Annotated in this window: 24 protein-coding genes and 1 pseudogene; 18 read left to right on the top strand and 7 right to left on the bottom strand. The window is 58.8% G+C overall.

Annotation, left to right across the window (positions count from 1 at the left end; all coding sequences use genetic code 11):
* The first annotated feature begins 1 nt into the window (after position 1).
* Both ACR0I7_RS09955 and ACR0I7_RS09960 read left to right on the top strand, forming a co-directional pair.
* A complete protein-coding gene (locus ACR0I7_RS09955) occupies positions 2-643 on the top strand; it encodes an LON peptidase substrate-binding domain-containing protein (RefSeq protein ID WP_480510515.1) in 642 nt (213 codons plus the stop codon).
* Complete coding sequence (locus ACR0I7_RS09960) at positions 640-825, top strand: Trm112 family protein (protein ID WP_480510516.1); 186 nt, start codon at positions 640-642, stop codon at positions 823-825. Before ACR0I7_RS09955 ends, ACR0I7_RS09960 begins: the two co-directional genes overlap by 4 nt.
* Here the strand turns inward: ACR0I7_RS09960 and ACR0I7_RS09965 are convergent.
* A complete protein-coding gene (locus ACR0I7_RS09965; protein WP_480510518.1) occupies positions 822-2,084 on the bottom strand; it encodes an FAD-dependent monooxygenase in 1,263 nt (420 codons plus the stop codon). The genes ACR0I7_RS09960 and ACR0I7_RS09965 overlap by 4 nt on opposite strands.
* Positions 2,085-2,135: 51 nt before the next feature.
* On the opposite strand from ACR0I7_RS09965, the gene ACR0I7_RS09970 reads away from it, so the two are divergent.
* From ACR0I7_RS09970 to ACR0I7_RS09985, 4 genes are all read left to right on the top strand, one after another.
* Positions 2,136-3,464 (top strand): amidase, encoded by a 1,329-nt coding sequence (locus tag ACR0I7_RS09970; RefSeq protein WP_480510520.1) that lies wholly within the window; start codon positions 2,136-2,138, stop codon positions 3,462-3,464.
* Positions 3,465-3,573: 109 nt separating this feature from the next.
* Complete coding sequence (locus ACR0I7_RS09975) at positions 3,574-4,755, top strand: aminotransferase class I/II-fold pyridoxal phosphate-dependent enzyme (RefSeq protein ID WP_480510522.1); 1,182 nt, start codon at positions 3,574-3,576, stop codon at positions 4,753-4,755.
* A gap of 14 nt (positions 4,756-4,769) precedes the next feature.
* On the top strand, positions 4,770-7,667 hold the full coding sequence (locus ACR0I7_RS09980) for a DNA translocase FtsK (RefSeq protein WP_480510524.1): 2,898 nt from the start codon (positions 4,770-4,772) through the stop codon (positions 7,665-7,667).
* 39 nt (positions 7,668-7,706) lie between these two features.
* Complete coding sequence (locus ACR0I7_RS09985) at positions 7,707-8,303, top strand: LolA family protein (protein ID WP_480510526.1); 597 nt, start codon at positions 7,707-7,709, stop codon at positions 8,301-8,303.
* Between the two features lie 13 nt (positions 8,304-8,316).
* Here the strand turns inward: ACR0I7_RS09985 and ACR0I7_RS09990 are convergent, their stop codons facing one another.
* The gene (locus tag ACR0I7_RS09990; RefSeq protein ID WP_480510528.1) at positions 8,317-8,898 is read right to left on the bottom strand and encodes a transglycosylase SLT domain-containing protein; all 582 of its coding nucleotides are present in this window, start codon (positions 8,896-8,898) and stop codon (positions 8,317-8,319) included.
* A 266-nt stretch (positions 8,899-9,164) separates the two neighbouring features.
* Between ACR0I7_RS09990 and hspQ the strand changes: the two genes are divergently transcribed.
* Positions 9,165-9,491, top strand: coding sequence for a heat shock protein HspQ (gene hspQ / locus ACR0I7_RS09995; RefSeq protein ID WP_480510530.1), 327 nt, complete (start codon positions 9,165-9,167; stop codon positions 9,489-9,491).
* Between the two features lie 25 nt (positions 9,492-9,516).
* On the opposite strand, the gene ACR0I7_RS10000 is transcribed toward hspQ, so the two are convergent.
* The 3 genes from ACR0I7_RS10000 to ACR0I7_RS10010 form a co-directional block, all read right to left on the bottom strand.
* A complete protein-coding gene (locus tag ACR0I7_RS10000) occupies positions 9,517-11,094 on the bottom strand; it encodes a gamma-glutamyltransferase family protein (RefSeq protein ID WP_480510532.1) in 1,578 nt (525 codons plus the stop codon).
* Positions 11,095-11,294: 200 nt separating this feature from the next.
* Complete coding sequence (locus ACR0I7_RS10005) at positions 11,295-11,711, bottom strand: ATP-binding protein (RefSeq protein WP_480510534.1); 417 nt, start codon at positions 11,709-11,711, stop codon at positions 11,295-11,297.
* Between the two features lie 58 nt (positions 11,712-11,769).
* Positions 11,770-12,108, bottom strand: a complete 339-nt coding sequence (locus ACR0I7_RS10010; RefSeq protein ID WP_480510536.1) for an STAS domain-containing protein — start codon at positions 12,106-12,108, stop codon at positions 11,770-11,772.
* A gap of 98 nt (positions 12,109-12,206) precedes the next feature.
* On the opposite strand from ACR0I7_RS10010, the gene ACR0I7_RS10015 reads away from it, so the two are divergent.
* Both ACR0I7_RS10015 and ACR0I7_RS10020 read left to right on the top strand, forming a co-directional pair.
* Positions 12,207-13,379 (top strand): thiolase family protein, encoded by a 1,173-nt coding sequence (locus tag ACR0I7_RS10015; RefSeq protein ID WP_480510538.1) that lies wholly within the window; start codon positions 12,207-12,209, stop codon positions 13,377-13,379.
* A gap of 85 nt (positions 13,380-13,464) precedes the next feature.
* Entirely contained in the window at positions 13,465-13,920 is a 456-nt protein-coding gene (locus ACR0I7_RS10020; protein WP_480510540.1) for a GAF domain-containing protein, read from the top strand.
* Between the two features lie 15 nt (positions 13,921-13,935).
* On the opposite strand, the gene ACR0I7_RS10025 is transcribed toward ACR0I7_RS10020, so the two are convergent.
* A complete protein-coding gene (locus tag ACR0I7_RS10025; RefSeq protein ID WP_480510542.1) occupies positions 13,936-14,199 on the bottom strand; it encodes a DUF1294 domain-containing protein in 264 nt (87 codons plus the stop codon).
* Between the two features lie 116 nt (positions 14,200-14,315).
* On the opposite strand from ACR0I7_RS10025, the gene ACR0I7_RS10030 reads away from it, so the two are divergent.
* From ACR0I7_RS10030 to rarD, 8 genes are all read left to right on the top strand, one after another.
* Entirely contained in the window at positions 14,316-14,885 is a 570-nt protein-coding gene (locus ACR0I7_RS10030; protein ID WP_480510544.1) for a helix-turn-helix domain-containing protein, read from the top strand.
* The gene (locus ACR0I7_RS10035; RefSeq protein WP_480510546.1) at positions 14,885-15,508 is read left to right on the top strand and encodes a LysE family translocator; all 624 of its coding nucleotides are present in this window, start codon (positions 14,885-14,887) and stop codon (positions 15,506-15,508) included. Before ACR0I7_RS10030 ends, ACR0I7_RS10035 begins: the two co-directional genes overlap by 1 nt.
* Positions 15,509-15,512: 4 nt before the next feature.
* Positions 15,513-15,893 carry a GFA family protein gene (locus tag ACR0I7_RS10040; RefSeq protein ID WP_480510548.1) on the top strand — a complete coding sequence of 127 codons (381 nt, stop codon included), beginning with the start codon at positions 15,513-15,515 and terminating at the stop codon, positions 15,891-15,893.
* A 16-nt stretch (positions 15,894-15,909) separates the two neighbouring features.
* Entirely contained in the window at positions 15,910-18,366 is a 2,457-nt protein-coding gene (locus ACR0I7_RS10045; RefSeq protein ID WP_480510549.1) for a GcvT family protein, read from the top strand.
* A 199-nt stretch (positions 18,367-18,565) separates the two neighbouring features.
* Complete coding sequence (locus ACR0I7_RS10050) at positions 18,566-19,495, top strand: homocysteine S-methyltransferase family protein (protein ID WP_480510551.1); 930 nt, start codon at positions 18,566-18,568, stop codon at positions 19,493-19,495.
* Positions 19,470-20,453: a GlxA family transcriptional regulator gene (locus ACR0I7_RS10055; protein ID WP_480510553.1), complete on the top strand. Its 984-nt coding sequence runs from the start codon at positions 19,470-19,472 to the stop codon at positions 20,451-20,453. The genes ACR0I7_RS10050 and ACR0I7_RS10055 overlap by 26 nt, the downstream gene beginning before the upstream one ends.
* Before the next feature lie 87 nt (positions 20,454-20,540).
* Positions 20,541-22,991 (top strand): GcvT family protein, encoded by a 2,451-nt coding sequence (locus tag ACR0I7_RS10060; RefSeq protein ID WP_480510555.1) that lies wholly within the window; start codon positions 20,541-20,543, stop codon positions 22,989-22,991.
* Positions 22,992-23,177: 186 nt separating this feature from the next.
* A complete protein-coding gene (gene rarD / locus ACR0I7_RS10065) occupies positions 23,178-24,080 on the top strand; it encodes an EamA family transporter RarD (RefSeq protein WP_480510557.1) in 903 nt (300 codons plus the stop codon).
* 31 nt (positions 24,081-24,111) lie between these two features.
* Here the strand turns inward: rarD and ACR0I7_RS10070 are convergent.
* Positions 24,112-24,783 (bottom strand): annotated as a pseudogene (locus tag ACR0I7_RS10070) (SGNH/GDSL hydrolase family protein); the annotation flags it as partial.
* Positions 24,784-24,975: 192 nt separating this feature from the next.
* On the opposite strand from ACR0I7_RS10070, the gene ACR0I7_RS10075 reads away from it, so the two are divergent.
* Positions 24,976-25,623 carry an RluA family pseudouridine synthase gene (locus ACR0I7_RS10075; protein WP_480510559.1) on the top strand — a complete coding sequence of 216 codons (648 nt, stop codon included), beginning with the start codon at positions 24,976-24,978 and terminating at the stop codon, positions 25,621-25,623.
* Positions 25,624-25,626: the final 3 nt, after the last annotated feature.

Here is a 25,626-nt window from a genome sequence, read left to right on the forward strand (position 1 = left end):
CATGATGCATCCCGCTGACCTGCCGGATACGGTGTCCGTTTTTCCTTTGCCCGGTGCGCTGCTGTTGCCGCGATCCCGTTTGCCCTTGCATATTTTCGAGCCTAGATACCTGCAAATGCTGGACGATGCGCTGAAAACGCAAGAGAGGCTCATTGCGATGGTGCAGCCGAACCGCTGTCAGGGGAGTGACGACAAGCTGCATCAGATCGGGTGTGCCGGTCGCGTGACGCAGTTTTCTGAAACCGAGGACGGGCGATACCTGATCACTCTGACAGGCATTTCACGCTTTCGGGTCAAATCAGAGCTGGATGGTTTTACACCGTATCGCCGTTGTACTGTGTCATGGGGTGGCTTCGAACGTGATCTGGGCAAGGCCGAGCGGGATGACAGTTTCAATCGGCAGCGGTTCCTGAACCTGCTCGAGCGGTTTTTCTCATCACGGCAGCTTTCGACGGATTGGGAGACGTTGAAGGACGCGGATGACGAGTTGCTGGTCAACTCTCTGTCGATGCTGCTGGATTTCAACCCAGAAGACAAACAAGCCCTACTTGAGGCACCCTGCCTGCAGACGCGGCGCGAAACATTGGTAACTTTGATCGAATACGCCCTGCGTGGCGGATCAAACGAGGAAACACTGCAATGACCGAACCTGAATTTGCATTTGACCGGCATATGCTTGAGGCACTGATCTGCCCGCAGACCCATACGACGCTGCGCTATGATGCTGAACGGCAAGAGCTTGTGTCCAAAGCCGCCGGTCTTGCCTTTCCGATCCGCAACGGCATCCCGGTGATGCTGGTGGATGAGGCGCGCGCGCTGGACTAGATCGCGCGGCCTTGCAGCAGTTTGGGCAGGTCGCCGGTCAAACCTGCGGCCTCGCGTACAAAGCCACGGCGCAATCCGGGCAGTGATCCGACGATTCCCATACCGATGTCGCGGCCCATTCGCAGGATCGGGTTGTCGTTGGAAAACAGCTTGTTAAACACATCGGTCGCCATCGCCAGCGATGCCGTATCGAACCGGCGCCATTCCTGATAGCGCTCCAGCACCAGCATCGAGCCGATATCCTCACCCCGGCGCCCGGCCAGGGTCAGAACCTCGGCCAAAGCCCCAACATCACGCAGCCCGGCGTTCAGCCCTTGCCCGGCAATTGGGTGCATCCCATGCGCCGCATCCCCAACCAGCGCAAGCCGATCAGATATGAACGCGTTCGCGATGGTGAGGTTCAGGGGATAGGTGAAACGTTCACCTTGCAAGCGTATCTCACCCAGAAAATCGCCAAATCGCGGGCGCAGCACCTGCAGATATTCAGCGTCGGGCAAGGCGTTGATTTGCTGGGCGGTCTCGGTGCGCTCGCTCCACACGATAGAGCTGCGGTTGCCCGTCAGGGGCAGGATGGCCAGCGGCCCCGGCGGCATAAAGAACTGGTGCGCGATGCCGTGATGTGGCAGCTCGTGTTTGATCGCGCAGACCAGCGCGGTCTGGCCATATTCCCATCCGGCGCGTTTGATGCGTGCCCGCACGGCGGTGCCGCTGCGCCGCCCGTCGCATCCGACAAGCAATTGCCCGGTCAGCGTGGACTCGTCATCCAGTGTCACGGTTGCGCCCGTCGGGCCCGTGTCCTGCGCGGTTACGGTTCTGCCATCGAGCGTTGTAATACGCTCCTGCTCGGCCATGGTGTCCAGAAAGGCGCGCCGCAGATGGCGGTCCTCGACCATATAACCCATCGGGCCTTCTTCGATCTCGGCGTGATCGAAATGCATAAAGAACGGGGAGGGGCCCATCCCGGCATGTCCGTCGGTGACTTTGATTTCCAGCATCGGCTGGGCGTGCTCGGCGACCCTCTCCCATACGCCGATGGCATCCAGCAGGCGTTGGGAAGCAAGCGCCAGCGCATAGGCGCGCCCGTCAAAGGCTGCGTTCTTGCGAACCTTTTCGGCAAGCGCATCAATCACGGTGACCGAATGCCCGGTTTGCGCCAGGGCCAAAGCCAATGCCGGGCCGTTCAAGCCCCCACCAACAACCAGTATATCCGAAGCATTTGTCATATCGTGCAATATGCGCGCCCTTTCGGGATTGTCCATGTGCGGTCCTGTCGCTACCGTCCGCAAAAGCGCAAAAACCGGAGGGATGCGATGCAGGATTGGCTTACCATGACGGCGTGTGATCTGGGTCGCGGAATTGGCATGGGCCAGATTGATCCGGTTGAACTGACGGAAACCTATCTGTCAGCGATTGACGAACATCCCCATCGGGACAGAATTTACGTGCGGGTCACGCATGACCGGGCACGGACCGAGGCGAAGGCTGCTAAGGAACGCGCGGGTATGGGATTGCGCCGCTCGCTGTTGGATGGCGTGCCGATCAGCTGGAAAGACCTGTTTGATACCGCGGGCATTGAAACCGAGGCAGGATCGGCCCTGTTGAAGGGCCGGGTGCCGGATTCGGATGCAGTTGTGTTGCGCAACGCATCCGCGATGGGGACCGTGTGCCTTGGCAAAACCCATATGAGCGAGCTGGCCTTCTCCGGGCTTGGGCTGAACCCTGTCACCGAAACGCCGCCCTGTGTTGATGACGTTGATGCGGTGCCGGGGGGGTCTTCCTCGGGGGCGGCGGCCTCGGTCGCGTGGGGTTTGGCCGCGGCGGGTATCGGATCGGATACCGGCGGGTCGGTGCGTATTCCGTCGGCCTGGAACAATCTGGTCGGGCTCAAGACAACATCCGGTCGCGTCAGTCTTGAAGGCACCGTGCCGCTTTGCCTGAGGTTTGATACCGTTGGCCCTCTGGCGCGATCGGTCGAAGATGCAGCGCATCTTTTGGCCTTGCTTGAGGGGGGCACCGTGGCCGATCTGCGTGGTGCGACGCTCAAAGGGCGCCGGTTTGCGGATTTGCAGACCGTGGCAAAAGATGATCTGCGGGATGTGCCGCGCGCGGCTTATGAAGATGCCGTGCAGAAACTGCAGGATGCGGGGGCCGAAATTGTACCGCTTGAGGTGCCCGAACTGACGGATGCGATGGCGTTGTCTGGGGTGCTTTACACCACCGAAGCTTATGGCCTGTGGCGCGATGTGATCGAAGCCAATCCCGAGGCGATGTACCCCGAAATTCTGGAACGGTTCCGCATCGGCAAGACGTATTCCGGCCCCGACTATGTTGCCGCGTGGTCCAGCCTCAAGGCGTGCAGGGCCGCGTGGGATGCGGCGACGGCTGGCTTTGATGCGGTGCTGGCGCCGACTGCACCGATTCTGCCACCGAATCTTGAACGGCTGATGTCTGACCACGAATACTATGTCACCGAGAACCTGCTGTCGTTGCGCAATACCCGTATCGGCAACCTGATGGGTCTTGCGGCACTGACGTTGCCGACCCAAAAACCGGGCTGCGGGCTGATGATGCTGGGATATCCGGGGTCCGAAGAGGCGCTGCTGCGCCTTGGGTCTGCTGCTGAAAACGCGTTGGCCTGAATGCCACAATCCCCTGATTCGGAACCTCTTTGTCTGGACGTGAGTCCGCACTGACGGTATTCTGCCAAAAACACGGGGCGAAAATGATCCCGGTATTGAGGCAGTAGTTATGAATTTCCCCGAGCGGTTTTCGAACCTACCGGCATATGCATTCCCGCGTCTGCGCGCCCTGTTGGATCATCACCAACCCGGCGGTGATGTGGTGCATATGACCATTGGCGAACCCAAGCACGACTTTCCCGCATGGGTAACCGATGTCATCGTCAAAAATGCGGCGGGTTTTCAGGGGTATCCGCCGAACGAAGGATCGCTTGAATTGCGGACCGCCATCGCGGATTGGATCACGCGCCGCTATGGTGTCGCGATGGACCCGGATGCCAACGTGATGGCGCTGAACGGCACGCGTGAGGGGCTGTATAACGCCGCGATGGCGCTGTGCCCCGAGCAGAAAAACGGGCAAACACCCGTCATTCTTTGCCCGAACCCGTTTTATCAGGTTTACATGGTTGCCACGCTGTCGGTGGGGGCGGAACCTCATTTTGTGTCGGCCACAGCGGCGACCGGGCATTTGCCGGACTATGCCAGCCTGCCCGAGGATATTCTGAACCGCACGGCCATCGCCTATATCTGCTCGCCCGCCAATCCGCAGGGCGCCGTTGCATCGCGAGAATATTGGGTCGATCTGATCAAACTGGCGGAAAAGTATGATTTCCGCATCTTTGCCGATGAATGCTATTCCGAGATTTATCGCGACGCGGCCCCCACCGGTGCGCTGAGCGTCGCGCAGGACCTGGGCGCGGACCCCGGACGGGTTGTGTTGTTCAATTCGCTGTCAAAGCGGTCGAACCTTGCTGGTCTGCGCTCGGGCTTGATTGCAAGCGGGCCTGAGACACTGAAACGGGTTAAGCAGCTGCGGTCATATTCGGGCGCACCCTTGCCTGCGCCGCTTCAGGCGGCTGCGGCAAAGGTCTGGGCCGATGAGGCGCATGTGCAGGAAAACCGGGCGCTCTATCAGGAGAAATACACCATCGCAGATGACGTGTTCGCGGGCGTTCAGGGGTACATGCCGCCCGAGGCGGGGTTCTTTCTGTGGCTGCCGGTGGAAAACGGCGAACAAATTGCATTGAGGCTTTGGCGAGAGACCGGTGTGCGGGTTTTGCCGGGCGCATATCTGTCGCAAGGCGAACCGGGGCAGAACCCGGGTGAAGAATTTATAAGGGTCGCCATGGTGGCCCCAAAAACAGAGTTGCAGCGCGGGCTTATTACGCTCCGCGACTGCATCTATTCGTGAGGTACGAGGGCAAAATGGCATCATTGAACGCGCGCAACCGCAATCCGCTGCTGGACAGTACGACACAGGCCGCAATTGAGCGGCGCAGCAAAGAGCTGATCGGCATTGCGCTGATCCTGCTGGGTTTTGCAGCCTCTGCCATGATCTGGTCCTATACGCCGGACGATCCGAACTGGATGGTGTCGACGGATGCGCCGGTCCAGAACTGGATGGGCCGGATTGGCGCATCCATCGCGGCGCCTCTGTTCATGATTGTCGGTTGGGGCAGCTGGGGCATCGCCCTTGTGCTGATCGGTTGGGGTATCCGCTTTGCGGGTCATTTTGGTGAAGATCGCGCTGTTGCACGTCTGATCTTTGCTCCGATCTGGATTGCTGTGGTATCGGTCTATGCCTCTACGCTGGTGCCCGGCGAGCTATGGCGCGCCACGCATAGCTATGGGCTGGGGGGGCTGTTTGGCGACACCGTTATGGGTGCGTTACTGACTCTGCTGCCGATTTCCTCTCATTTTCTGGTCAAGTTGATGTCGCTGGCGATGGCTGCTGGGTTGCTGGCGCTGGGCGTATTTGTTCTGGGCTTTACCAAGGCGGATGTCCGGCGCGGACTTCGGGCGTTCCTGCTGGGGTTGGTGATGTCCTACGATCTGCTGATGACCCTTTTGGGTCGCGGCGCCGTTGCCACCGCTCAGGCCGCGCGCGCGCGGCGTGCGCAGTGGGATGAACGCAAAGCAGCGCGGGCTGAACCTGCACTGGCGACGTTCGAGGATGATCTGGCCTATGCCGAGCCGGTGTTTGAAGAGCCTGAGTTCGAGACCCCCGAACCTGCGCCAAAAACAGGGTTGCTGGCTCGCATGCCTTCTCTGATCCGCCGCCCGGAACCCGCGATGGAGTCCGAACTTGTCGATCCGGATCCGGTGCAGGGCTATGATGAGATGCCGGGCGAGGATCGTATTCGTTCCAAGATTTCGGCAGCAGTGCGCAACCGTAAGGTTGCAACCGGTGAGATGGCGCCCGAGCCCGATCCCAACTTGCCGCTGACCAAGGGGCGTGGCCGTGGTCCCGATCCGCTGATCCTGAATGCAGCACGGGCTGATGAGTTGCCGGCTGAGCCTCCGCTGACGTCCATGGGTCTGCCGCCGGAACCACCCCTGACGGTTCCCGCTGAACCGCATTGGGATGAGCCTCAGACCTCTGAATATATCGCCGAGCCTGATTATGAAGATGAGGCCGTGTTCGAAGAGGCAGATGCCCCCGTGCCACAGGCGACACCGGCGATGAAAATCCCTGTGGCAGAGCCGCGCAAGCCCGTTGTTGCTCAACCCGTGCGCCGCAACGTGCTGCCATCGCGCCGTGCGCAGGCCGAGGCACAGCCGACATTGTCCTTTGAAGAGCGGCATTCGGATTTCGAACTGCCCCCGTTGGGCCTGTTGTCCAATCCGGCCAGCATTCAGCGCCATCACCTCAGCGATGAGGCGTTGGAGGAAAATGCGCGGATGCTGGAAAACGTGCTGGATGACTATGGCGTCAAGGGTGAGATCGTTAGCGTTCGCCCCGGACCCGTTGTCACCATGTACGAATTGGAACCCGCGCCCGGCCTGAAAGCCAGCCGCGTGATCGGTCTGGCGGATGATATCGCGCGATCCATGTCGGCGCTGTCGGCACGTGTTTCGACCCTTCCGGGACGTTCCGTGATTGGCATCGAACTGCCGAATGAAAACCGCGAGATGGTGGTGCTGCGCGAAATCCTCGCCAGCCGGGACTTTGGCGACGGCAACCACGCGCTGCCCCTGGCGCTGGGCAAGGATATCGGGGGCGAGTCTGTTGTGGCGAACCTTGCGAAAATGCCTCACCTGCTGATCGCGGGGACGACCGGGTCCGGTAAATCCGTGGCGATCAACACGATGATTCTGTCGCTGCTTTATAAGCTGACGCCGGATGAATGCCGCCTGATCATGATCGACCCCAAGATGTTGGAGCTGTCGGTCTATGACGGCATCCCGCATCTACTGTCGCCGGTTGTGACCGACCCGAAAAAGGCGGTTGTGGCCCTGAAATGGGTCGTGGGCGAGATGGAAGATCGCTATCGCAAGATGTCCAAAATGGGCGTGCGTAACATCGCCGGCTACAATGGCCGCGTAAAGGATGCGCTGGCCAAGGGTGAGATGTTCAGCCGCACGGTCCAGACCGGGTTCGACGATGAAACCGGCGAGCCGATGTTCGAAACCGAAGAATTCGCACCCGAAGCGATGCCCTATATCGTCGTCATCGTCGATGAGATGGCCGACCTGATGATGGTTGCAGGTAAAGAGATCGAAGCCTGCATCCAGCGTCTGGCGCAGATGGCGCGGGCCTCGGGTATTCACCTGATCATGGCGACACAACGCCCCTCGGTCGACGTGATCACGGGTACGATCAAGGCAAACTTCCCGACGCGGATTTCGTTTCAGGTAACGTCAAAAGTCGACAGCCGGACGATTTTGGGTGAGATGGGCGCCGAGCAGCTGCTGGGGCAGGGCGACATGCTCTATATGGCCGGTGGGGCGAAGATCACCCGCTGCCATGGTCCATTTGTGTCGGACGAAGAGGTCGAAGAGATCGTCAACCACCTCAAACAGTTCGGCCCGCCGGACTATATGAGCGGCGTGGTTGATGGCCCGGCCGAGGAGAAGGCCGACAATATCGACGCCGTTCTGGGCCTGAGCACTGGTGGCAACACCAACGGTGAGGACGCCTTGTATGATCAGGCGGTGGCCATTGTGATCAAGGATCGCAAATGCTCGACCTCTTACATCCAGCGGAAACTCGCCATCGGCTATAACAAAGCTGCGCGGCTTGTTGAGCAAATGGAAGACGAAGGCGTTGTTTCGGCGGCAAATCACGTCGGTAAGCGGGAAATCCTCGTCCCCGAGCAATAGGATATTTAATAACAAGGGCAGAACGCATATCTGTCAGGTATGAAACAGATTGCTTTTGCCCTTGCGATAACTCTGGCTGCGCCTGCGGCCTGGGCCGCTGAGAAGCTGCCGCTGTCGCAGATTTCCAACTATTTGAACAATATGAAAACGGTGCAAACGACGTTTACGCAGGTGAACGACGATGGCTCGCTCAGCACCGGTAAGCTGTGGCTGCAAAGACCGGGCAAGATGCGGTTCGAATATGACCCGCCCAACAGTGCCGTCGTTCTGGCCAGTGCCGGGACCGTCATGATCTTTGATCCCAAATCCAACCAGCCCCCCGAGCAGTATCCGCTCAGGCGTACGCCGCTGTCACTGGTGTTGGCGCGGAATGTGAACCTTGGTCAGGCCAACATGGTTGTTGGTCATGACTTTGACGGGACGGCCACGGTTGTTACGGCGCAGGACCCCAAGAACCCGGATACGGGCCGCATTGAGCTGATGTTTACCAGCGATCCGGTTGAGCTGCGAAAGTGGGTGATTCATGACAATGCCGGCAGTCAGACGACGGTGCTGCTGGGCCCGTTGAATGAGGCGGGCGCGCTGGATCAGAGCCTGTTCTCCAACCGCAAAAGAAGCGGGTCAGCTGATCGCTGACCCGTCTCTGGGATTAGTGGCGACAGCCAGCCAGTTGCGCCTGATAGAGTTCCGCCCGCGCATCGACATCGTTGGCGACCCGCAACAGCCATGACTTGCTGTTGTAGCTGCCGCGCGCATACCCTGTATGACCCTCGTGATAGGCCAGATACTGGTTGCGCGTATCGGTGGGATGAATGCCGTTCCGCTCGTAGCTTTTGTTCATGTACCAGCCGATGAAATCCGACGCGTCGCGAATGCGATCCCGCTTGGCGCGGCGTTTGCCGGTTTCGCGTTGGTATTCGTCCCAGGTCCCGTCCAGCGCCTGACTGTAGCCATAGGCGCTGCTTTGCCGCCCCATCGGGATCACGCCCAGCACATAGCGGTGCGGGGTGCGCGCATCATGGCGATAGCGGCTTTCCTGATAGATGGTCGCCATCTGAACGTGAACAGGCACGCCCCATTTGCGTTCAGTGCTTTTGAAAGCCTTTATGTATTCTGGACGTTCGTGCGCAATACTGCACGCGTCATTCAATCTGCTGGGTGGTTGCTTGGAACCGCCCCCACAGGATGCCAAAAGCAGCACCCCAAAGAGTACGAAAAAAATTCTGCTCATGTGCCTCGTGCCTTTTTTTCGCGCATTGTACCGCAGTTGGGCGCTTTGGGAAATCACAATCGTTACAGGCCGCTAGCAGAAAAGCGCCGGTGTGTTCGGTAAAACGCGCCGAATTTCATCAAAACGTGGCTTTAAGCACTGCGCTGCGTCGGGCCGGAACATATTCACCGTCAGCAATGAGTTCACAGACTGTTTCCCATATTTTCAGATCAATGAGTGGCAATTGCCTTCCGAAAGATGTAGTAAATGGTTTGGGGGCTGAAACAATGCTAAAGACACAAGCCAAGTACCGTCTGGGTCAGGTGGTTCGTCATAAAAAACATCCCTTCCGAGGGGTGATTTTTGATGTCGACCCGGAATTCGCAAACACCGAAGAGTGGTATCAGGCCATTCCCGAGGAAAGCCGCCCGGTAAAGGATCAGCCGTTCTACCACCTGCTGGCCGAGAACGATCAATCCTTCTATGTGGCTTATGTTTCTGAACAAAATCTGGTCGAGGATCAATCCGGCGAGCCGGTAGATCACCCGGATATCCCTGATATGTTTGGGCCTTTTGAAGACGGCTCATATCCGCTGCACTTTCAGATGAACTGAGGATGCGGGCAGTCGTGCCGTCGGGCTAGTACCCCAAGGCACACCCGTCCTTGCGTGGATCGCTTGCCCCTTCCAAAACACCGTCCTCGCGGATCAGGATGGCTTGAGCGCCGCCAAGTGGGGTTTCCCTTGTCTCCACAATGTGCCCGTACTCTGACAATTGTTGCATGGTACGCTCTGAGAACGCGCGCTCGACCTTCAAGGCGCCATTCTCCACGAAGGCGCGCGGCGCATCGATGGCCTCTTGCAGCTCAAAGTTGAAATCGACGAGGTTTGACAGGAACCGAGCATGTCCGGTGGGTTGATAGGCGCCCCCCATCACACCAAAGGGCATCATGATCTGATCATTCTGTCGCAACATGCCGGGAATGATCGTGTGCATCGGCCTTTTGTTGCCCCCCAGTTCATTCGGATGGCCAGCTTCCAGAGTGAAACCGGCCCCCCGGTTTTGCAGCAGGATACCAAACTTCTCTGATGCAATGCCGGACCCGAAGCTGTGGAAAATCGAATAGATCAGCGAAACGGCCATCCGGTCCTTGTCGACGACCGTGATATAAACCGTGTCCTTATGTACCGCTTCGGTCAGCGGTGCCGCGGATTTCATCGCCTGCCGGGGATCGATCAACGTGGCAAGTGCGGCGGCCGTTTCCGGGGCCAGAAAATGGGTCATGCGTGTTGCATAATCCGGGTCGGCGATAAAGCGATTGCGGGCATCATAAGCCAGTTTGGTGGCTTCAGCTTCGATATGAACACGCTCGGCCCCCAGGGGATCCATGCTGGCAAGATCAAAGTGCTTCAGGATGTTCAGCAGCAGGATCGCGGTTGCGCCCTGTCCGTTCGGCGGGTGCTCGATCAACTCGGTCTCTTTGTATGTGCCGCCGACGGGTTCGGTCATCTCACACCGCGTGTTGGCAAAGTCGTCCGCCGACTGAACGCCGCCGAGTGATGACAGCGCCGCAATCATGTCATCGGCAATCTCTCCGGTATAAAAGGCGTCGCGCCCGTGTTTTGCGAGACGGCGCAGAACGTCGGCCTGACCGGGTGCGCGGAAAACCTGCCCGGTAACGGGGACCTTGCCATCAATCAGATAGTGCCACCGGGCCGCGCCCTGCAGCGTTGCAGCACTGGTGGCCCAGTCAAAGGCGACGCGCGGCGCGATGGGAACGCCTGCCTCGGCATAGTCAATGGCAGGTTGCAGGATCGCATCCAGGCCCAGCCGGCCTTCGGTTTCCGCCAGATGACAAAACGCGTCTACAGCGCCGGGTATCGTCACCGCATCCGGGGTGTTCAAGGGGACGGTGGACACCCCTTTTGACCGCAAAACCTGCGCATCTGCCGCTGCCGCCGCGCGACCGGAGCCGTTCAGGGCACGCACACTGTTTTCCCCCGCGCGATTATAGAGAACAAAGCAATCGCCACCCAGGCCGGTCATCTGCGGTTCGCAGATGCCCAGCAAGACGGCACCCGCGATTGCCGCATCCATCGCATTGCCGCCGCGTCCAAGAATGTCCAACGCCGCTTTGGTCGCCAGCGGATGCGAGGTGGCACACATTCCGTTGGTGGCCAAGACCTCGGAACGGCCGGGTTTGTGCAAGTCGCGCATGGATGAACTCTCCCTTCAACCACGGGAAAGTATCGCGAGGCTGCGTGTTGTCCAGTCGTTTCGGGGAGAAGGTCCTCGGCGCCGTTCACTGGGTGGGGGCTGTGACGCATGGCGCCGAGGGAAGCTATCTGAGCTACAAGAACTTTCTGTCATTGGTTTGCGGCGCGACAATGGTGTGATCGGGGCGTTATTGTGACGATTCAGCGCCCCTTTTTGAGATCAAATTGCAGGCAGAGCAGGTTTGCGCCGTTGCGTCTTTCATAGCGGACATGGCTGGTCAGTTGGCGGATCAGAAACCAGCCAAACCCACCTTCGGGCAGGTTTTGTACGCTGGTCTCAATCTTTGCCGGAATGCCGTCGGGCACCCGAAGGCCGGGAAGCGGTTCGCCCGTGTCCGAAATCGCAATTTCAAGATATTCGTCACACAGGCAGCAACTGACCTGAATATCAGCCGGGGCGACCTTGGCGTAGGCATGCTCGACAACATTGTTGATGGCCTCTGCCAGGGCGATTTTGACGTCTTCTGCCTGGCTGGCGGACAGGCCCTGTTTCGCCAGGCATGCGCTGAGCGTGGCGATCCCGGCACTGGCCGCCGTTTCGACCGCGGGGAACGTCAACTCCAGGCATCCGTCTTTTTCGTAACTGCAGCTCAAACCCGTCAACTCCTGCTGACAGTCAGTCCGTCACGGCTGACAAGGCACTGTCCATGGTCGGATACAGCCGAAAAACGGTATCCATTCGGGTCAGCCGAAAGACCTTTTCGACCACCGGGTGCAGCCCCGCCAGATCAAGCGTTCTCCCGCTGCCCAATTGCTTCATCGACGCCACGATGGCGCCTAGTCCGCTTGAATCGATGAACTCGACAGCGCTCAGGTCGAGGATCACCCGCGCGGGGCCTCCGTCGGTTTGATTGCGCATGTCTTCCTTGAATTGAATGGCCATGGCGGCGTCAATCCGGTCTGAATGAACGGAAATGACCTGCGTTGTGCCGGCGGTGCTGCTTGTCAGCGCCATATGTGCCCGCCCTCCAAATTGAATTTGCGTCGTAGAAATACGCTAGACGCCAATTCTTACCATTCGGTATTCAGGATACTGAAAGAGGAGGGTTTGTGATGAAACAGGTGGTGATTGCTGGAGCAGCACGGACGCCGATGGGTGGGTTTCAGGGCATGTTCGATGGTGTCCCTGCCGCAGAGTTGGGTGGAACGGCAATCCGGGCCGCGCTGGAAGGGGCGGGGGCGCAAACCGTGGACGAAGTTCTTATGGGGTGCGTTTTGCCAGCCGGGATGGGCCAGGCACCGGCGCGGCAGGCCGGATTTGCCGCGGGTCTTGGCCAAGAGGTGCCGGCCACAACTCTGAACAAGATGTGTGGATCGGGGATGAAAGCCGCGATGATGGCGTTCGACCAGATTGCTCTGGGCCACGCAGATACCATGGTTGCGGGCGGAATGGAGAGTATGACAAATGCACCCTATCTGCTGCCCAAAATGCGCAGCGGGGCCCGCATCGGGCACGGACAGGTGGTGGATCATATGTTCCTCGACGGGCTCGAAGATGCGTATGACAAGGGTCGTCTGATGGGCACCTTTGCGGAAGACTGCGCCGAGGCCTATCAGTTCACCCGCGAAGCGCAGGACGCCTATGCGCTGCAATCGCTGTCCAATGCACTGGCCGCCCAGGACAGTGGCGCGTTTGAGGGTGAGGTTGTCAGCGTTTCGGTAAAAACGCGCAAGGGCGAGGTGGTGCAGGATATCGATGAACAGCCCAAATCTGCGCGTCCCGAGAAGATACCAACCCTGAAACCTGCCTTCCGCAAAGACGGCACGGTTACGGCGGCAAACGCATCCTCAATCTCGGACGGTGCCGCAGCGCTTGTCCTTGCGTCGGCTGAGGCTGCCGAGGCACAGGGTCTGACCGTCCGTGCCAGAATCGTCGGGCATGCCAGCCACGCGCAGGCGCCCGGCCTGTTCACAACGGCACCGGTTCCCGCCGCGCAAAAGCTGCTGGACCGTATTGGCTGGGCCAAGGACGACGTGGACCTCTGGGAGGTCAACGAAGCGTTTGCCGTCGTCCCGATGGCGTTTATGCATGAGCTGGGATTGCCGCGCGACAAGGTGAACGTCAATGGCGGCGCCTGTGCGCTGGGACATCCGATTGGTGCATCTGGTGCCCGTATCATGGTGACCTTGCTGAATGCGCTTGAAAAACGGGGCCTGAAACGGGGTGTGGCCGCGATCTGCATCGGTGGTGGAGAGGGAACGGCCATCGCCATCGAACGGATTTGACGGGCGGCGCGTTTCCAAATACTCCGACGACAGCAACCCGGGGCAGGGCGCGACCGCGCCCTCCTCAGATATCAAGAGCATCCCGATGACCGTCGATTACGAGACCCTTTCCAAAACCATCGCTGCCCTGACCGAGGGCGAAACTGACGAGGTGGCATTGATGGCCACCGTCGCTTGCGAGGTGCATCATTCGGATGAGCGGTTCGACTGGACGGGGTTTTATCGTGTCACCGAACCCGGCGTATTGAAAATCGGCCCCTATCAGGGGGGACATGGATGTCTTATGATTCCTTTCGAACGCGGCGTTTGCGGCGCAGCAGCGCGGACCGCTGAGGTTCAGCTGGTCCCCGATGTCGATGCGTTTCCGGGCCACATCGCCTGCGCTTCGTCAACGCGGTCAGAGCTGGTTTTGCCGGTGCGAAACGCGACGGACGATGTGATCGCTGTGTTCGACCTTGATAGCGACCAGCCCGATGCGTTCTGTCAGGACGATGCCGATCAGCTGGCGACTATCCTGACACAGGTTTTCGCGCGCGCCTGACGCGCAGGGATCGGCTCAGGCGACAATTGCGGCGACGCAGGCCGCGCATTGCAGTCCGAATATTGCAAACAACCAGGTCGAGAAGCCGCGCTTGCGTGTCTTGTGCCTAAAGATCCAGCGCCCAGTCAATGCGCCGGGGCTTCCGCCAAGGGCGGCCAGCCACAATAGTCTTCGTTCGGGGATGCGCCGCTTTCGACGTCGTGATCGCAGCTTGTCCCAGCCAAAAGCAAACAACGTCATAATGTTGATGGCCCAGAGATATGTGATTGCGATCCACATGCGCGCCGACATACCGATATCGCCATTCCGCAACAATGAAAAATTGCTTGGATTCTTCACGGAATTGCGGCATCGTGAAAAACGAGGAAAAATTTTCATGAGATTCGGAGCGGCGGGTGAACGATCAGTCCCCACATAGCGCGACGCTTGGCGCGGATATCCGCGCGCTGCGCAAAGCCCGTGGATTGACGCTGGCCGAGATCGCATCGCGTATGGACCGTTCCGTTGGGTGGTTCAGTCAGGTTGAGCGTGATCTGTCCGAACTTTCGATCTCGGACCTGCGGCAGGTCGCCGAATGTCTGGGCGTGCCGATGTCGATGCTCTTTGCCCATGCTGCTGCCCCGGTCGAAGAGCGCGGTTATGTCGTGCGCAGTGGTACACGTCGTCCGATGGGGCCCGGCGAAGAGGGGCTGATCGAAGAGTTGCTATCGCCAGACCTGACCGATGATTTCGAGATGGTGCATTCCACGTTCCAGCCTCACTCCAGGATGAAAACCATCGCCAACCGACCCACCCAAGAAGTTGGTTACATGGTGTCCGGGAAACTGGATCTCAAAATTGGCGAACGCGAATTTACGTTGGGGGCCGGGGACAGTTTTCGGATCAAACACGAACCGTTTCGATGGTCTAACCCCTATGACGAGCCCGCGGTGGCCGTCTGGGTTATTGCTCCGCCGGTGTATTGATGAGCTTTGAGGCCTGGACCATATTCGCTTTGTTTTGGGTTGTGTTCGTCACCACGCCCGGACCGAATGCGGTCAATTGCATCTCAAATGGAATGAGCCTGCCATTTCCCAGAGCAATGCTGGGGGTGCTGGCGATCCTGACACAGGCTAGCGTGTTTCTGATCCTGTCGGCGCTGGGGGTAACGGCCCTGATCGCCGCCTCGCCAACCGGGTTTTTCATCGCTAAGCTGATCGGCGCCGGTTTTCTGATCTGGCTGGGCGTGCGCGGTTGGATGAATGCTGCAAATCCGGCGCCTGCCGCCGCGCGACCTGCGCATCATGTTTATCTGCATGCGCTGGCGGTTGCGACGATCAATCCCAAAAGCGTCGCCGGGTATCTTGCCGCCTTCTCGCAATTTGTGCAGCCCGGCGTTCCGATCTGGCAGCAGATGTCGGTTATCATGCCGACAGCGCTGGTGATCACGATGCTCAGCTATACCGGATATACCCTGTTGGGCGTATTCATGGGCCGCGCAGCCCTTGGGGCTGTGTTCAACAGCTGGGTGCGCCGGGTCATGGCGGGTTGTTTCATCATCTATGGCGTGTTGCTCGGCAGCAGCTCGGCCCCGGTGGTAAGAGGATAGCGCGATGCATACCGGTTCCTGCCTGTGTGGTTCAGTTTCTTTCGCCGTCGTCGGCGCATTGTCGGCACCCTCGGCCTGTCATTGCGGTCAGTGCCGCAAACAGTCAGGCCATGTCTGGGCGTCCGCCTCGACCCATCAGGATAATCTGAGTTTTGCGTCAAGCGAAACGCTCAGCTGGTTCCGCGCCTCGGGCATCGCCCGGCGTGGATTTTGCAAGAATTGCGGATCGTTTCTGTTCTGGCAGCACAATGACGAGGACACGATCTCAATCTCCATGGGGGCGTTCGATGCGCCCACCGGACTGACCCTCGCGCACCACATCTTTGTGGATGACAAGGGGGATTACTATGAAATCAACGACGGCCTGCCGCAACGGGCCCAATGAATAGGAACCTATGAAAATGGCTGAATTTCCCACCACAGCACGTGTGGTCATCATCGGCGGTGGCGTGGTCGGCGTCTCGACGCTGTACCACCTCGCCAAAGCGGGCTGGACCGATTGTGTTCTGCTGGAAAAGAACGAACTGACTGCGGGTTCGACATGGCACGCGGCAGGTAACACGCCGAACTTTGCGGGCTCATGGGCTGTCATGAACATGCAGCGTTATTCGCTTGAGATGTATCGGACTCTGGCCGACGACGTCGACTATCCGATGAACTATCACGTGACCGGCGCGATCCGTCTGGCGCACAGCAAGAAGCGGATGCAGGAGTTCGAGCGCGTCGCCTCAATGGGCCGCTATCAGGGCCTGCAGATGGATATGCTGGAGCCGCACCAGATTCAAGACTACTACCCGTTCATGGAAACCCATGACCTTGAGGGTGCGCTGTGGGATCCGCTGGACGGCGACATCGACCCGGCGCAGCTGACGCAGGCCATGGCCAAAGGCGCGCGCGATCTGGGCGCGACGATCCAGCGTTTTACCCCCGCAACCGGTGTCAGCCGCGAAGAAGAGAATGGCGATTGGACCGTTCACACCGAAAAGGGCGACATCAAGTGTCAGTATGTCGTGAACTGTGCCGGTTACTATGCGGCGCGCGTTGGCGAATGGTTCAAGCCGTTCGGCGGCCGTGACGTTCCGCTGACCGTCATGTCGCACCAGTATTTCCTGACCGAGGAAATCCCCGAGATCAAGGAATGGACCATTGCCAATGGCGGCGGCCACCTGCCGATGATCCGCGACGTGGATACCTCATACTACCTGCGTCAGGATAACTATGGTTTGAACCTCGGCCCGTATGAGCGCAACTGTAAGGCGCACTGGATCACAGCCGACGACCCAATGCCGGAAGACTTCAGCTTCCAGCTATACCCGGACGATCTGGACCGTCTGGAATGGTATATCGAAGACGCGATGAACCGCGTTCCGCTGCTGGGTACGCAAGGTGTTGGCCGGGTTATCAACGGCCCGATCCCCTACGCGCCTGATGGCCTGCCGATGATGGGCCCGATGCCCGGTGTGAAAAACGCGTTCGAGGCGCATTCTTACACCTTCGGGATCGCGCAGGGCGGTGGTGCCGGCAAGTGCATGTCCGAATGGATCATGCATGGCGAGACTGAGTGGGACATGTGGGCCGTCGATAGCCGTCGTTACACCGACCATGCCGATGCCGACTTCTCGCTCAAAAAGGCGTTGGAAACCTATGGCCACGAATACGCGATGCACTTCCCGCATCACGAATGGCCTGCGGCGCGCGACAAGAAACTGTCGCCGAACCACGAGCGTCTGGCTGCCGATGGCGGCCAGATGGGCGCCTATAACGGTTGGGAGCGTGCGAACTGGTTTGCCAAGGACGGCGACGACACCTCGGAAGAAGGCACCGAGACATGGGCCCGCGAAGGGTCGTGGACCGCACGCGTCAAGGAAGAGGTCGAAGCAGTGCGTGATGGCGTTGGCGTCATCGATATGTGCGGCTTCTCGCGCTATACGCTGAAAGGCGACGGCGCGGCGGAATGGCTGCGGACCCGCGTTGCTGGTGCGCTGCCGAAAGTGGGCCGGATGAACCTGATCTATTTCTCGGATAACCGTGGCCGTATCCTGACTGAAATGTCCTGTATCCGCTTTGGTGAGGATGGCTTTACCCTGATGACCGCAGCCGTGGCGCAGTGGCACGATTTCGAACTGCTGTGGCGCAACCTGCCCGAAGGGCTGGAGCTGACCGACGTATCGCGCGATTACACCACGATGCTGGTCACCGGCCCGAAATCCCGCGATCTGTTCGCGGGCCTGTCGGACAACGCCGATCTGTCGGCGGGTTGGCTGAGCCTGCAAACCGCAACCGTGGCTGGCCAAGAGGCGATCATGGCGCGTGTCTCCTTCGTCGGCGAGTTGGGCTGGGAAGTTCACGTGAAAACCGAAAACGCAGCTGCTGTCTATACCGCCATCCGCGATGCAGGAGCAACACCGTTCGGTATGTTCGCGCTGGATTCGATGCGGATCGAGAAAGGTTATCGCACGTGGAAGGGTGACCTCAGCACCGATTACTCGATGTTCGAGGGTGGTCTGGACCGCTTTGTCCGCCTGAACAAGGAACAGGACTTCCCGGGCAAGGCTGCGTTGCAGGCTGAACAGCAGGCAGGGTCGAAGAAAGGCTTTGTCACGCTGGTCGTCGAAGCACCGTTTGCCGATGCGCCTTACATGTCGACCGTCTGGAAAGACGGTGAGGTTGTAGGTGAAACCACCTCGGGCAACTTTGGCTATCGCGTGAACAAGTCGATCGCGCTGGGCGTTGTACGGACCGAGTTCACCAAGCCGGGCACCGAACTGGAGGTGGAAATCTTCGGCGAGAAGTGCAAAGCCGTGGTGCAGGAAGACCAGCCGCTGTGGGACCCCGAGAACGAGCGGCTTCGGGCCTGATCTGACCCAAGACGCCCAAACCGGGCAGTGTTAAGACATGATCGGGACCCGTGCAGGGTCCCGATTTTTTTGCGGCTCATCAGACTGCGATGTTGATGCTTATGTCTGCTTTGGGTGCTAACATCGTCAAGGCGGTGAAAGAATTCCAATATTTTGTGTTTCCGGGGATACTCTGTCTGATTCCCCGGGGAGGTTTGCGGTGGCTGATATTACCCTACTGGATGGTTCGATTGGGCAGGAACTGGTCAAACGCTGCAGTGACCGGCCAACGCCGTTGTGGTCGACGCAGGTTATGATGGACATGCCCGATCCGGTTGGGGATGTGCACGCTGATTATTTCGACCGCGGCGCGACCGTGGCAACGACGAATACCTATGCGCTCCATCGGTCGCGTCTGCAGCGTGTTGGGATGGAGGATAAGCTGCCTGCGCTGGTGGAAACCGCGCTTGCTCAGGTCGAACGCGCGCGTAGGGGTGCGGATGGCCAAATTGCGGGTGCATTGGGACCGGTGCTTGCGTCATACCGCCCTGATCTGGAACCTGATCCTGCAGAGGCAGCAGCCCGGTTCTCTGAGTTGGTGCAGCTTATGGTCAGCCGGGTAGATATGTTTCTGATCGAAACCGTATCATCCCTCAAAGAGGCTGAAGGTGCGCTTCGCGGCACGGAAAATTGCGGCAAGCCGGTCTGGATCGCACTCACAGTCAGGGATGACGACGGCACACGGCTGCGCTCGGGCGAAGAGCTTTCCGATATCCAACCGTTGATCCAGCGTTTTGATGTCGCGGCCATACTGATCAACTGTTGCAGGCCCGAAGCGGTTCCAGCCGCATTGAACATAATTTCATCAATGGGACGCCCCTTTGGTGCATATGCAAATGGTTTCAGTTGTATCTCTGACGCGTTTCTGAAAGATGCACCAACGGTTGAGGTGTTAGAACAGCGACATGATCTGGGACCGGATGCCTATGCTGCGCACGCGATGGGATGGGTGGCGCAGGGGGCAACCATCGTGGGTGGATGTTGCGAGGTCGGCCCTGACCATATCGAAACTCTAGCTCGGACCCTGCGTGAGGCGGGGCACCGTATCGTTCGAGGGGAGAGCGATGGCCGCTATTCAAAAGCCAGGTGAATCGTCGAATACCAATCGACCGATGCACTTTGATATTCTTGTCGCGCCGGGATACGTCCTGCTGGAGCTGGCTTCACTGGTCGAGGTGCTACGCCTTGCGAACCGCGTCTGCCCCAACCCGCCGTTTAGCTTTACTTATCGGTCCATCAAGGGCGGCCCGATCGAAAGCAGCAGTGGCGCAACCGTGCCGACCGAGCCAGTATCGACACAGCCGCGCGCTGACTATCTGTTTGTGATCGGCAATTCTGATCCGGACAATCCGGACCTGTCGCTTGGGCGTATCGTATCGGATTACACCTACCGCGATGCCAGGGTGTTCCTGCTGTCCGAAGCGGCCAGCCGCTATATCGACGAACAAGGCACCGCCGATATGGCAACCCATTGGGAAAACGCATCTTTTCTGCGCGAACGCGGTGCAAGGTTTGAGGCCAAACTGTCCATCGCCACGGCCCGAGGTGCGGTCGTGACCTGCGCCGGGATGGAGGCGACAACGGACATCGCTTTGGCGGTGATCGGGTGGCACATTTCGGGGCCCGCCAAGATGACCGTCGCCGATATTATGTTGCACGAAAACATCCGCGATTTCTCTTCCATGCAGCCCTTTTCAGGCGCGATGAACACCTCGACTGGCGACGCCAAACTGGATCAATGCATCAAGCTGATGCAGGCAAATATCGAAGAACCTCTGCCGATCAACCAGATCGTTGACGTCCTGAACCTGTCCAACCGCTCACTTGAGCGCAAGTTCAAATCCTTCTTCGGCACAACGCCCAACGGCTTCTATCGCGAGATGCGTTTGGCCAAGGCAAACAACCTTTTGCTGAACACCACGATGAGCGTGCGCGAGATCGGTTTGGCCTGCGGTTTCCCCAACGGGTTCTCGTCCGTCTACAAGAGTTTTTTCGGCATCACACCCTTTGTCCTGCGTCGCGAAAAGCGACAGGTCTCGCGTCGGTGATTATTACGGATGCTCTGACGTTTTTAGACAGTTTCCCGCCGTCATTTCATGCCAGTGAGAACTGAACCAAGATTCGGAGTCTTCACTATGGTTGATCTTCCCTCCAAAGCCCGCGTGGTCATCATCGGTGGCGGTGTGATCGGATGTTCTGTTGCCTATCACCTGACGAAAAAGGGCTGGAAAGATGTCGTCCTGCTTGAGCGCAAGCAGCTGACCTCGGGCACGACATGGCATGCGGCGGGCCTGATCGCGCAGCTGCGCGCAACCGCGAACATGACCAAGCTGGCAAAATACAGTCAGGAACTTTACGGCTCGCTGGAAGAGGAAACCGGTGTTGCCACCGGCTTTAAACGCTGCGGCTCGATCACCGTTGCCCTTACCGAGGAGCGCCGGGAAGAGATCTACCGTCAGGCCGCCATGGCCCGTGCCTTTGGCGTTGAGGTCGAAGAGATTTCCAATGAACGCGTGCAAGAACTGTATCCGCATATCAACCTCGAAGGAGTGACCGGCGCGGTCTATCTGCCGCTGGACGGGCAGGGCGATCCGGCCAACATCGCACTGGCGCTGGCCAAAGGTGCCCGTCAGCGTGGTGCGCTGATCAAAGAGCGTGTCGCTGTGACCGGTATTGCAAAGCAGGGCCGCGACGTCACTGGCGTTGACTGGGTGTCCGATGATGGGGCCGAGTCGGGCCATATCGAATGCGACATGGTTGTGAACTGCGGCGGCATGTGGGGCCACGAGGTTGGCAAGATGGCCGATGTCAGCGTTCCGCTGCAGGCGTGCGAGCACTTCTATATCGTGACCGAAAACATCGACGGTATGACGCAGCTGCCGGTTCTGCGCGTCCCGGACGAATACGCTTATTACAAGGAAGACGCGGGCAAAATCCTGCTGGGCGCGTTTGAACCCGTGGCCAAGCCTTGGGCGAATGACGGCATTCCGAAAGATTTTGAATTCGACCAGCTGCCGGAAGACTTCGACCACTTCGAGCCGATCCTCGAAATGGCGGTCGAACGTGTGCCCTTACTGGCCGAAGCAGGCATCCACACCTTCTTCAACGGCCCTGAGAGCTTTACGCCCGACGATGCCTATCATCTGGGGCTGGCGCCCGAGCTGAACAACTTCTGGGTGGCAGCCGGGTTTAACTCGATTGGCATCCAATCTGCCGGTGGTGCCGGTATGGCGCTGGCTGAGTGGATGGACACCGGTGACAAACCCTTCGACTTGGGTGACGTGGACATCAGCCGGATGCAGCCGTTCCAGGGCAACAAGAAATACCTCTATGAACGCGCGACAGAAACGCTGGGTCTGCTCTACAAGGATCACTTCCCGTTCAAACAGAAAGAATCCGCGCGCGGCATTCGCCGGTCGCCCTTCCACTATCACCTGAAAGAGCGTGGTGCGGTCTTTGGTGAGTTCTCGGGCTGGGAACGTGCGAACTGGTTTGCGCGCGAAAATCAGGAAGCAGAATACCAGTATTCCTGGAAGCGCCAGAACTTCTTTGACAACGTTCGCGAAGAACATATGGCGATCCGCCAGAACGTGGGCATGTATGATATGTCGTCGTTCGGCAAACTGCGCGTTGAGGGCCCGGATGCGACCCGCTATCTGAACTACATTGCGGGTGGAGAATATGACGTTCCGCACGGCAAGATCGTCTATTCCCAGTTCTTGAACCGCAATGGCGGGATCGAAGCGGACGTGACGATCACCCGAATCTCGACCAACACCTATCTGGTTGTGACCCCGGCGGCGACGCGGTACCACGATCAGGTCTGGATGGAGCGTCACAAGGGCGATTTCAACGTCTCGATCACCGACATCACCGCGGCCGAGGCGACGCTGGCCATCATGGGGCCACGCTCGCGCGCGCTGTTGGAAGCGGTATCGCCCAACGACTTCTCGAACGACGTGAACCCGTTTGGCACCGCGCAAGAGATTGAGATCGGCATGGGCCTCGCCCGTGTACACCGCGTGACCTATGTGGGCGAGCTGGGCTGGGAAGTCTACATCTCGTCCGACATGGCCGGTCACGTGTTTGAAACGCTCTATGAGGCGGGTCAGGACATGGGGCTGAAACTGTGCGGCATGCACATGATGGATACCTGCCGGATCGAAAAGGGCTTCCGCCACTTTGGTCACGATATCACCTGCGAAGACCACGTGGTCGATGCGGGCTTGGGCTTTGCTGTGAAAACTGACAAGCCGGACTTCATCGGTCGTGACGCTGTCTTGAAACGCAAGGAAACCGGTCCCAAGAACCGTATGCTGCAGTTCAAACTGACAGATCCGGAACCGCTGCTTTACCACAACGAACCGATCCTTCGGGATGGTGAGATGGTTGGTTATCTGGCCTCGGGCGCTTATGGGCACCACCTGGGTGGTGCCATGGGGCTGGGCTATGTCCCATGTGAGGGTGAGAAAGCTGCCGAAGTTCTGGCCTCGACCTATGAGATCGATGTGTGCGGTGTGAAAGTAAAGGCCGAAGCGTCGCTCAAGCCGATGTACGATCCGAAATCGGAACGTGTAAAAGCCTGATCACGGCAAGCTGACTTTGTGAAAACGGGGCGCATGAACGCGCCCCGTTTTTCTGTTTGGGTTTGGTGATATCCGCCCTGCCTGACGGGCCATCACATTTCCTGATGCGCCTCTTCACAGTTTTTGTGGTTCCCTTGCCGTGTGATCCTGCCTTAGAGATTTCTGGTGATCTTCTCGAGGGCTGAGATGTCAGAGACCAACAAACCGGAAAATACCGATACACCCAAAGGTCTGATGCTGGCCATCACAGCCTATGTGCTTTGGGGGTTTCTACCGCTTTATATGAAGGCCATGGCCCATGTTCCCCCGGTCGAGATTGTAGCGCATCGGATCATCTGGTCGGTGCCGATTGCGGGTCTGTTGCTGGTGGCCCTTGGGCGCACACGTGACCTGAAGGCTGCGCTGCGCAATCCGAAGATGCTGGCTATGGCCTGTCTTACGGCCGCGCTGATTTCGGTGAACTGGGCGATTTACGTCTGGGCAATTGCCAGCGGCAATGCGCTGGATGCGGCGCTGGGGTATTATATCAACCCCCTGTTCAGCATCGCTCTGGGGGCGATCCTGCTGCGTGAGCCATTGAACCGAACGCAATTGGCGGCGGTTGCGCTGGCTGCGGCTGGTGTGCTGGTTCTGGTGATCGAGGCCGGAACCCTGCCGTGGCCCGCGCTTGGTCTGATGGTCTCGTGGGGTTTTTATGCCTTTTTCAAACGGTCCCTGCCCATTGGGCCAAATCAGGGTTTCCTGCTGGAGGTGCTTATCCTGCTGATCCCGGCGTTGGCCTATGTCACGTGGCTGGAGGTGCAGGGGACAGGATATCTTGGAGCGACGATGACGGACACGCTCCTGCTGGCCGGTGCTGGTATTGTAACGGCCGTTCCCCTCTTGATCTATGCAAACGGCGCCAAGTTGGTACGCCTGTCTACCATGGGTATCCTGCAATACATTGCGCCAACGATGATCTTCATCACCGCCGTTTTTCTGTTCGGAGAGCATATTGACCGGGGCCGGATGATTGCGTTTCCGATGATCTGGGCGGCGTTGGTGATCTATTCGATCCCAATGGTCCGGCAGATGCGGGCGCAGCCCTGATTTGGATGACCTGCGCAAGCTGCTGAGCCCAAATAGCATAGGCCTTAGGGCTTGGATGATAACCATCTGATGCGGCGAGTGCCGGATCGGCAGGCAGGTGCAGAGATTGGTGGTGAGCTTGGGGAAAGGTTGCTGCAACTTGTTTAAGCCCCAAATCCAGCCGCGCTGCTTGCTTGCCTAAGACCCAGGCCAGAGGTTGCGGTAGCGCTGGAAACCGGCCCATTTCGGGAATGCCCGACATTACAACAAGCCGAACCCCCAGTTCCTCAGTAAGCAATTGCAAAAGCTGGGTCTGATGTTGCACGAACTGCCGAAGGGTTGTTGCGCGTGTAACATCGTTGACGCCTAAGGCTGTGACGGCAACGTCATATGGGCCATCAAGCTGTTGCAGCTGTTTGATCACATGCAGCGTAGTGTTTCCCGTACGAGCCACTAAACGCCACTCAACGGTGTAGTAGTGGCTCAGGTGTTCAGCCAGTAGTCCGGAAAGCGCCTGCTGTTGAGTTTCAGCTCCTACGCCAGCCGCTGAACTGTCACCAGTGATCAGTAAGCGTAGCTTTGGACCGCGCCCCATGACCCCATCGCGCGCGCCGGTGGGTTCAGGTAGCAGCACTGTGTTTCGTCGAACAGAACGGCCTTGCATCGCCAAAAGGGGCAACAATGGCAGGCGCAGTATTTGGTCATGGGCAATCGGTCCGGGCATAGTCAGTCGAGCGACCTGCAGACACTGGCTGGCACCAAACTCAGTTCACCTAAGATAATGGTCCGGACTCGTTGTCTTTCGATGGCTAGCAGCATGAAACCTCTCGCTTGTGCGAGGGTAGATTTGCGTGAGCGTAGCCGCTGCGCAAGCACGACGTTGCGAGAGGCGACGTGCTGCGCTAGTCAGACGGCCATGAGCGAAACCTATGATCCCCCAACAGCTCCGCTGGACGTATTGCACGAGGATGCGCAGTTGATCGTGGTGAACAAGCCTACTGGTCTGTTGTCGGTACCCGGAAGAGGAGCGCATCTAGCTGATTGCCTACTGACCCGTGTGCAGGCAGCCTTTCCGCAGGCGTTGCTGGTGCACCGTCTAGATCGGGACACGTCGGGTGTGATGGTTTTTGCGCAAACTCCACATGCGCAACGTTATCTGGGGCAGCAGTTTGAAAAACGTCAGACCCGAAAAACTTATATCGCCCGGGTGTGGGGGCAGGTGGACGCCAAAGCCGGTACGGTTGACCTGCCTCTGATTGTCGACTGGCCAAACCGCCCCTTGCAGAAGGTTTGTCATGAGATAGGAAAACCCGCCATGACCGAGTGGCGCGTGGTAAAGCGCGAAAGCGATACCACGCGCATGCGCCTGTTTCCCAAAACGGGCCGGTCGCACCAGCTTCGGGTGCATATGCAGGCGCTGGGGCATCCGATTTTGGGCGACCCGTTCTACGCAGATGGTCCAGCGCGGGATTTCCCTCGGCTGATGTTGCATTCCGAGGAGCTGCGCCTGAAGCATCCGGAAGATGGTGTTTCGATGAAATTCAGGGCTTTGGCAGATTTCTGAAGC

Source organism: Ruegeria sp. AM1 (assembly GCF_056540745.1).

Bases quoted from the DNA above. Each gene is read 5' to 3' on its own strand.
- ACR0I7_RS09955 (WP_480510515.1), top strand. From the start codon at position 2: ATGATGCATCCCGCTGACCTGCCGGATACGGTGTCCGTTTTTCCTTTG.
- ACR0I7_RS09960 (WP_480510516.1), top strand. From the start codon at position 640: ATGACCGAACCTGAATTTGCATTTGACCGGCATATGCTTGAGGCACTG.
- ACR0I7_RS09965 (WP_480510518.1), bottom strand. From the start codon at position 2,084: ATGGACAATCCCGAAAGGGCGCGCATATTGCACGATATGACAAATGCT.
- ACR0I7_RS09970 (WP_480510520.1), top strand. From the start codon at position 2,136: ATGCAGGATTGGCTTACCATGACGGCGTGTGATCTGGGTCGCGGAATT.
- ACR0I7_RS09975 (WP_480510522.1), top strand. From the start codon at position 3,574: ATGAATTTCCCCGAGCGGTTTTCGAACCTACCGGCATATGCATTCCCG.
- ACR0I7_RS09980 (WP_480510524.1), top strand. From the start codon at position 4,770: ATGGCATCATTGAACGCGCGCAACCGCAATCCGCTGCTGGACAGTACG.
- ACR0I7_RS09985 (WP_480510526.1), top strand. From the start codon at position 7,707: ATGAAACAGATTGCTTTTGCCCTTGCGATAACTCTGGCTGCGCCTGCG.
- ACR0I7_RS09990 (WP_480510528.1), bottom strand. From the start codon at position 8,898: ATGAGCAGAATTTTTTTCGTACTCTTTGGGGTGCTGCTTTTGGCATCC.
- hspQ (WP_480510530.1), top strand. From the start codon at position 9,165: ATGCTAAAGACACAAGCCAAGTACCGTCTGGGTCAGGTGGTTCGTCAT.
- ACR0I7_RS10000 (WP_480510532.1), bottom strand. From the start codon at position 11,094: ATGCGCGACTTGCACAAACCCGGCCGTTCCGAGGTCTTGGCCACCAAC.
- ACR0I7_RS10010 (WP_480510536.1), bottom strand. From the start codon at position 12,108: ATGGCGCTGACAAGCAGCACCGCCGGCACAACGCAGGTCATTTCCGTT.
- ACR0I7_RS10015 (WP_480510538.1), top strand. From the start codon at position 12,207: ATGAAACAGGTGGTGATTGCTGGAGCAGCACGGACGCCGATGGGTGGG.
- ACR0I7_RS10020 (WP_480510540.1), top strand. From the start codon at position 13,465: ATGACCGTCGATTACGAGACCCTTTCCAAAACCATCGCTGCCCTGACC.
- ACR0I7_RS10025 (WP_480510542.1), bottom strand. From the start codon at position 14,199: ATGTGGATCGCAATCACATATCTCTGGGCCATCAACATTATGACGTTG.
- ACR0I7_RS10035 (WP_480510546.1), top strand. From the start codon at position 14,885: ATGAGCTTTGAGGCCTGGACCATATTCGCTTTGTTTTGGGTTGTGTTC.
- ACR0I7_RS10040 (WP_480510548.1), top strand. From the start codon at position 15,513: ATGCATACCGGTTCCTGCCTGTGTGGTTCAGTTTCTTTCGCCGTCGTC.
- ACR0I7_RS10045 (WP_480510549.1), top strand. From the start codon at position 15,910: ATGGCTGAATTTCCCACCACAGCACGTGTGGTCATCATCGGCGGTGGC.
- ACR0I7_RS10055 (WP_480510553.1), top strand. From the start codon at position 19,470: ATGGCCGCTATTCAAAAGCCAGGTGAATCGTCGAATACCAATCGACCG.
- ACR0I7_RS10060 (WP_480510555.1), top strand. From the start codon at position 20,541: ATGGTTGATCTTCCCTCCAAAGCCCGCGTGGTCATCATCGGTGGCGGT.
- rarD (WP_480510557.1), top strand. From the start codon at position 23,178: ATGTCAGAGACCAACAAACCGGAAAATACCGATACACCCAAAGGTCTG.
- ACR0I7_RS10075 (WP_480510559.1), top strand. From the start codon at position 24,976: ATGAGCGAAACCTATGATCCCCCAACAGCTCCGCTGGACGTATTGCAC.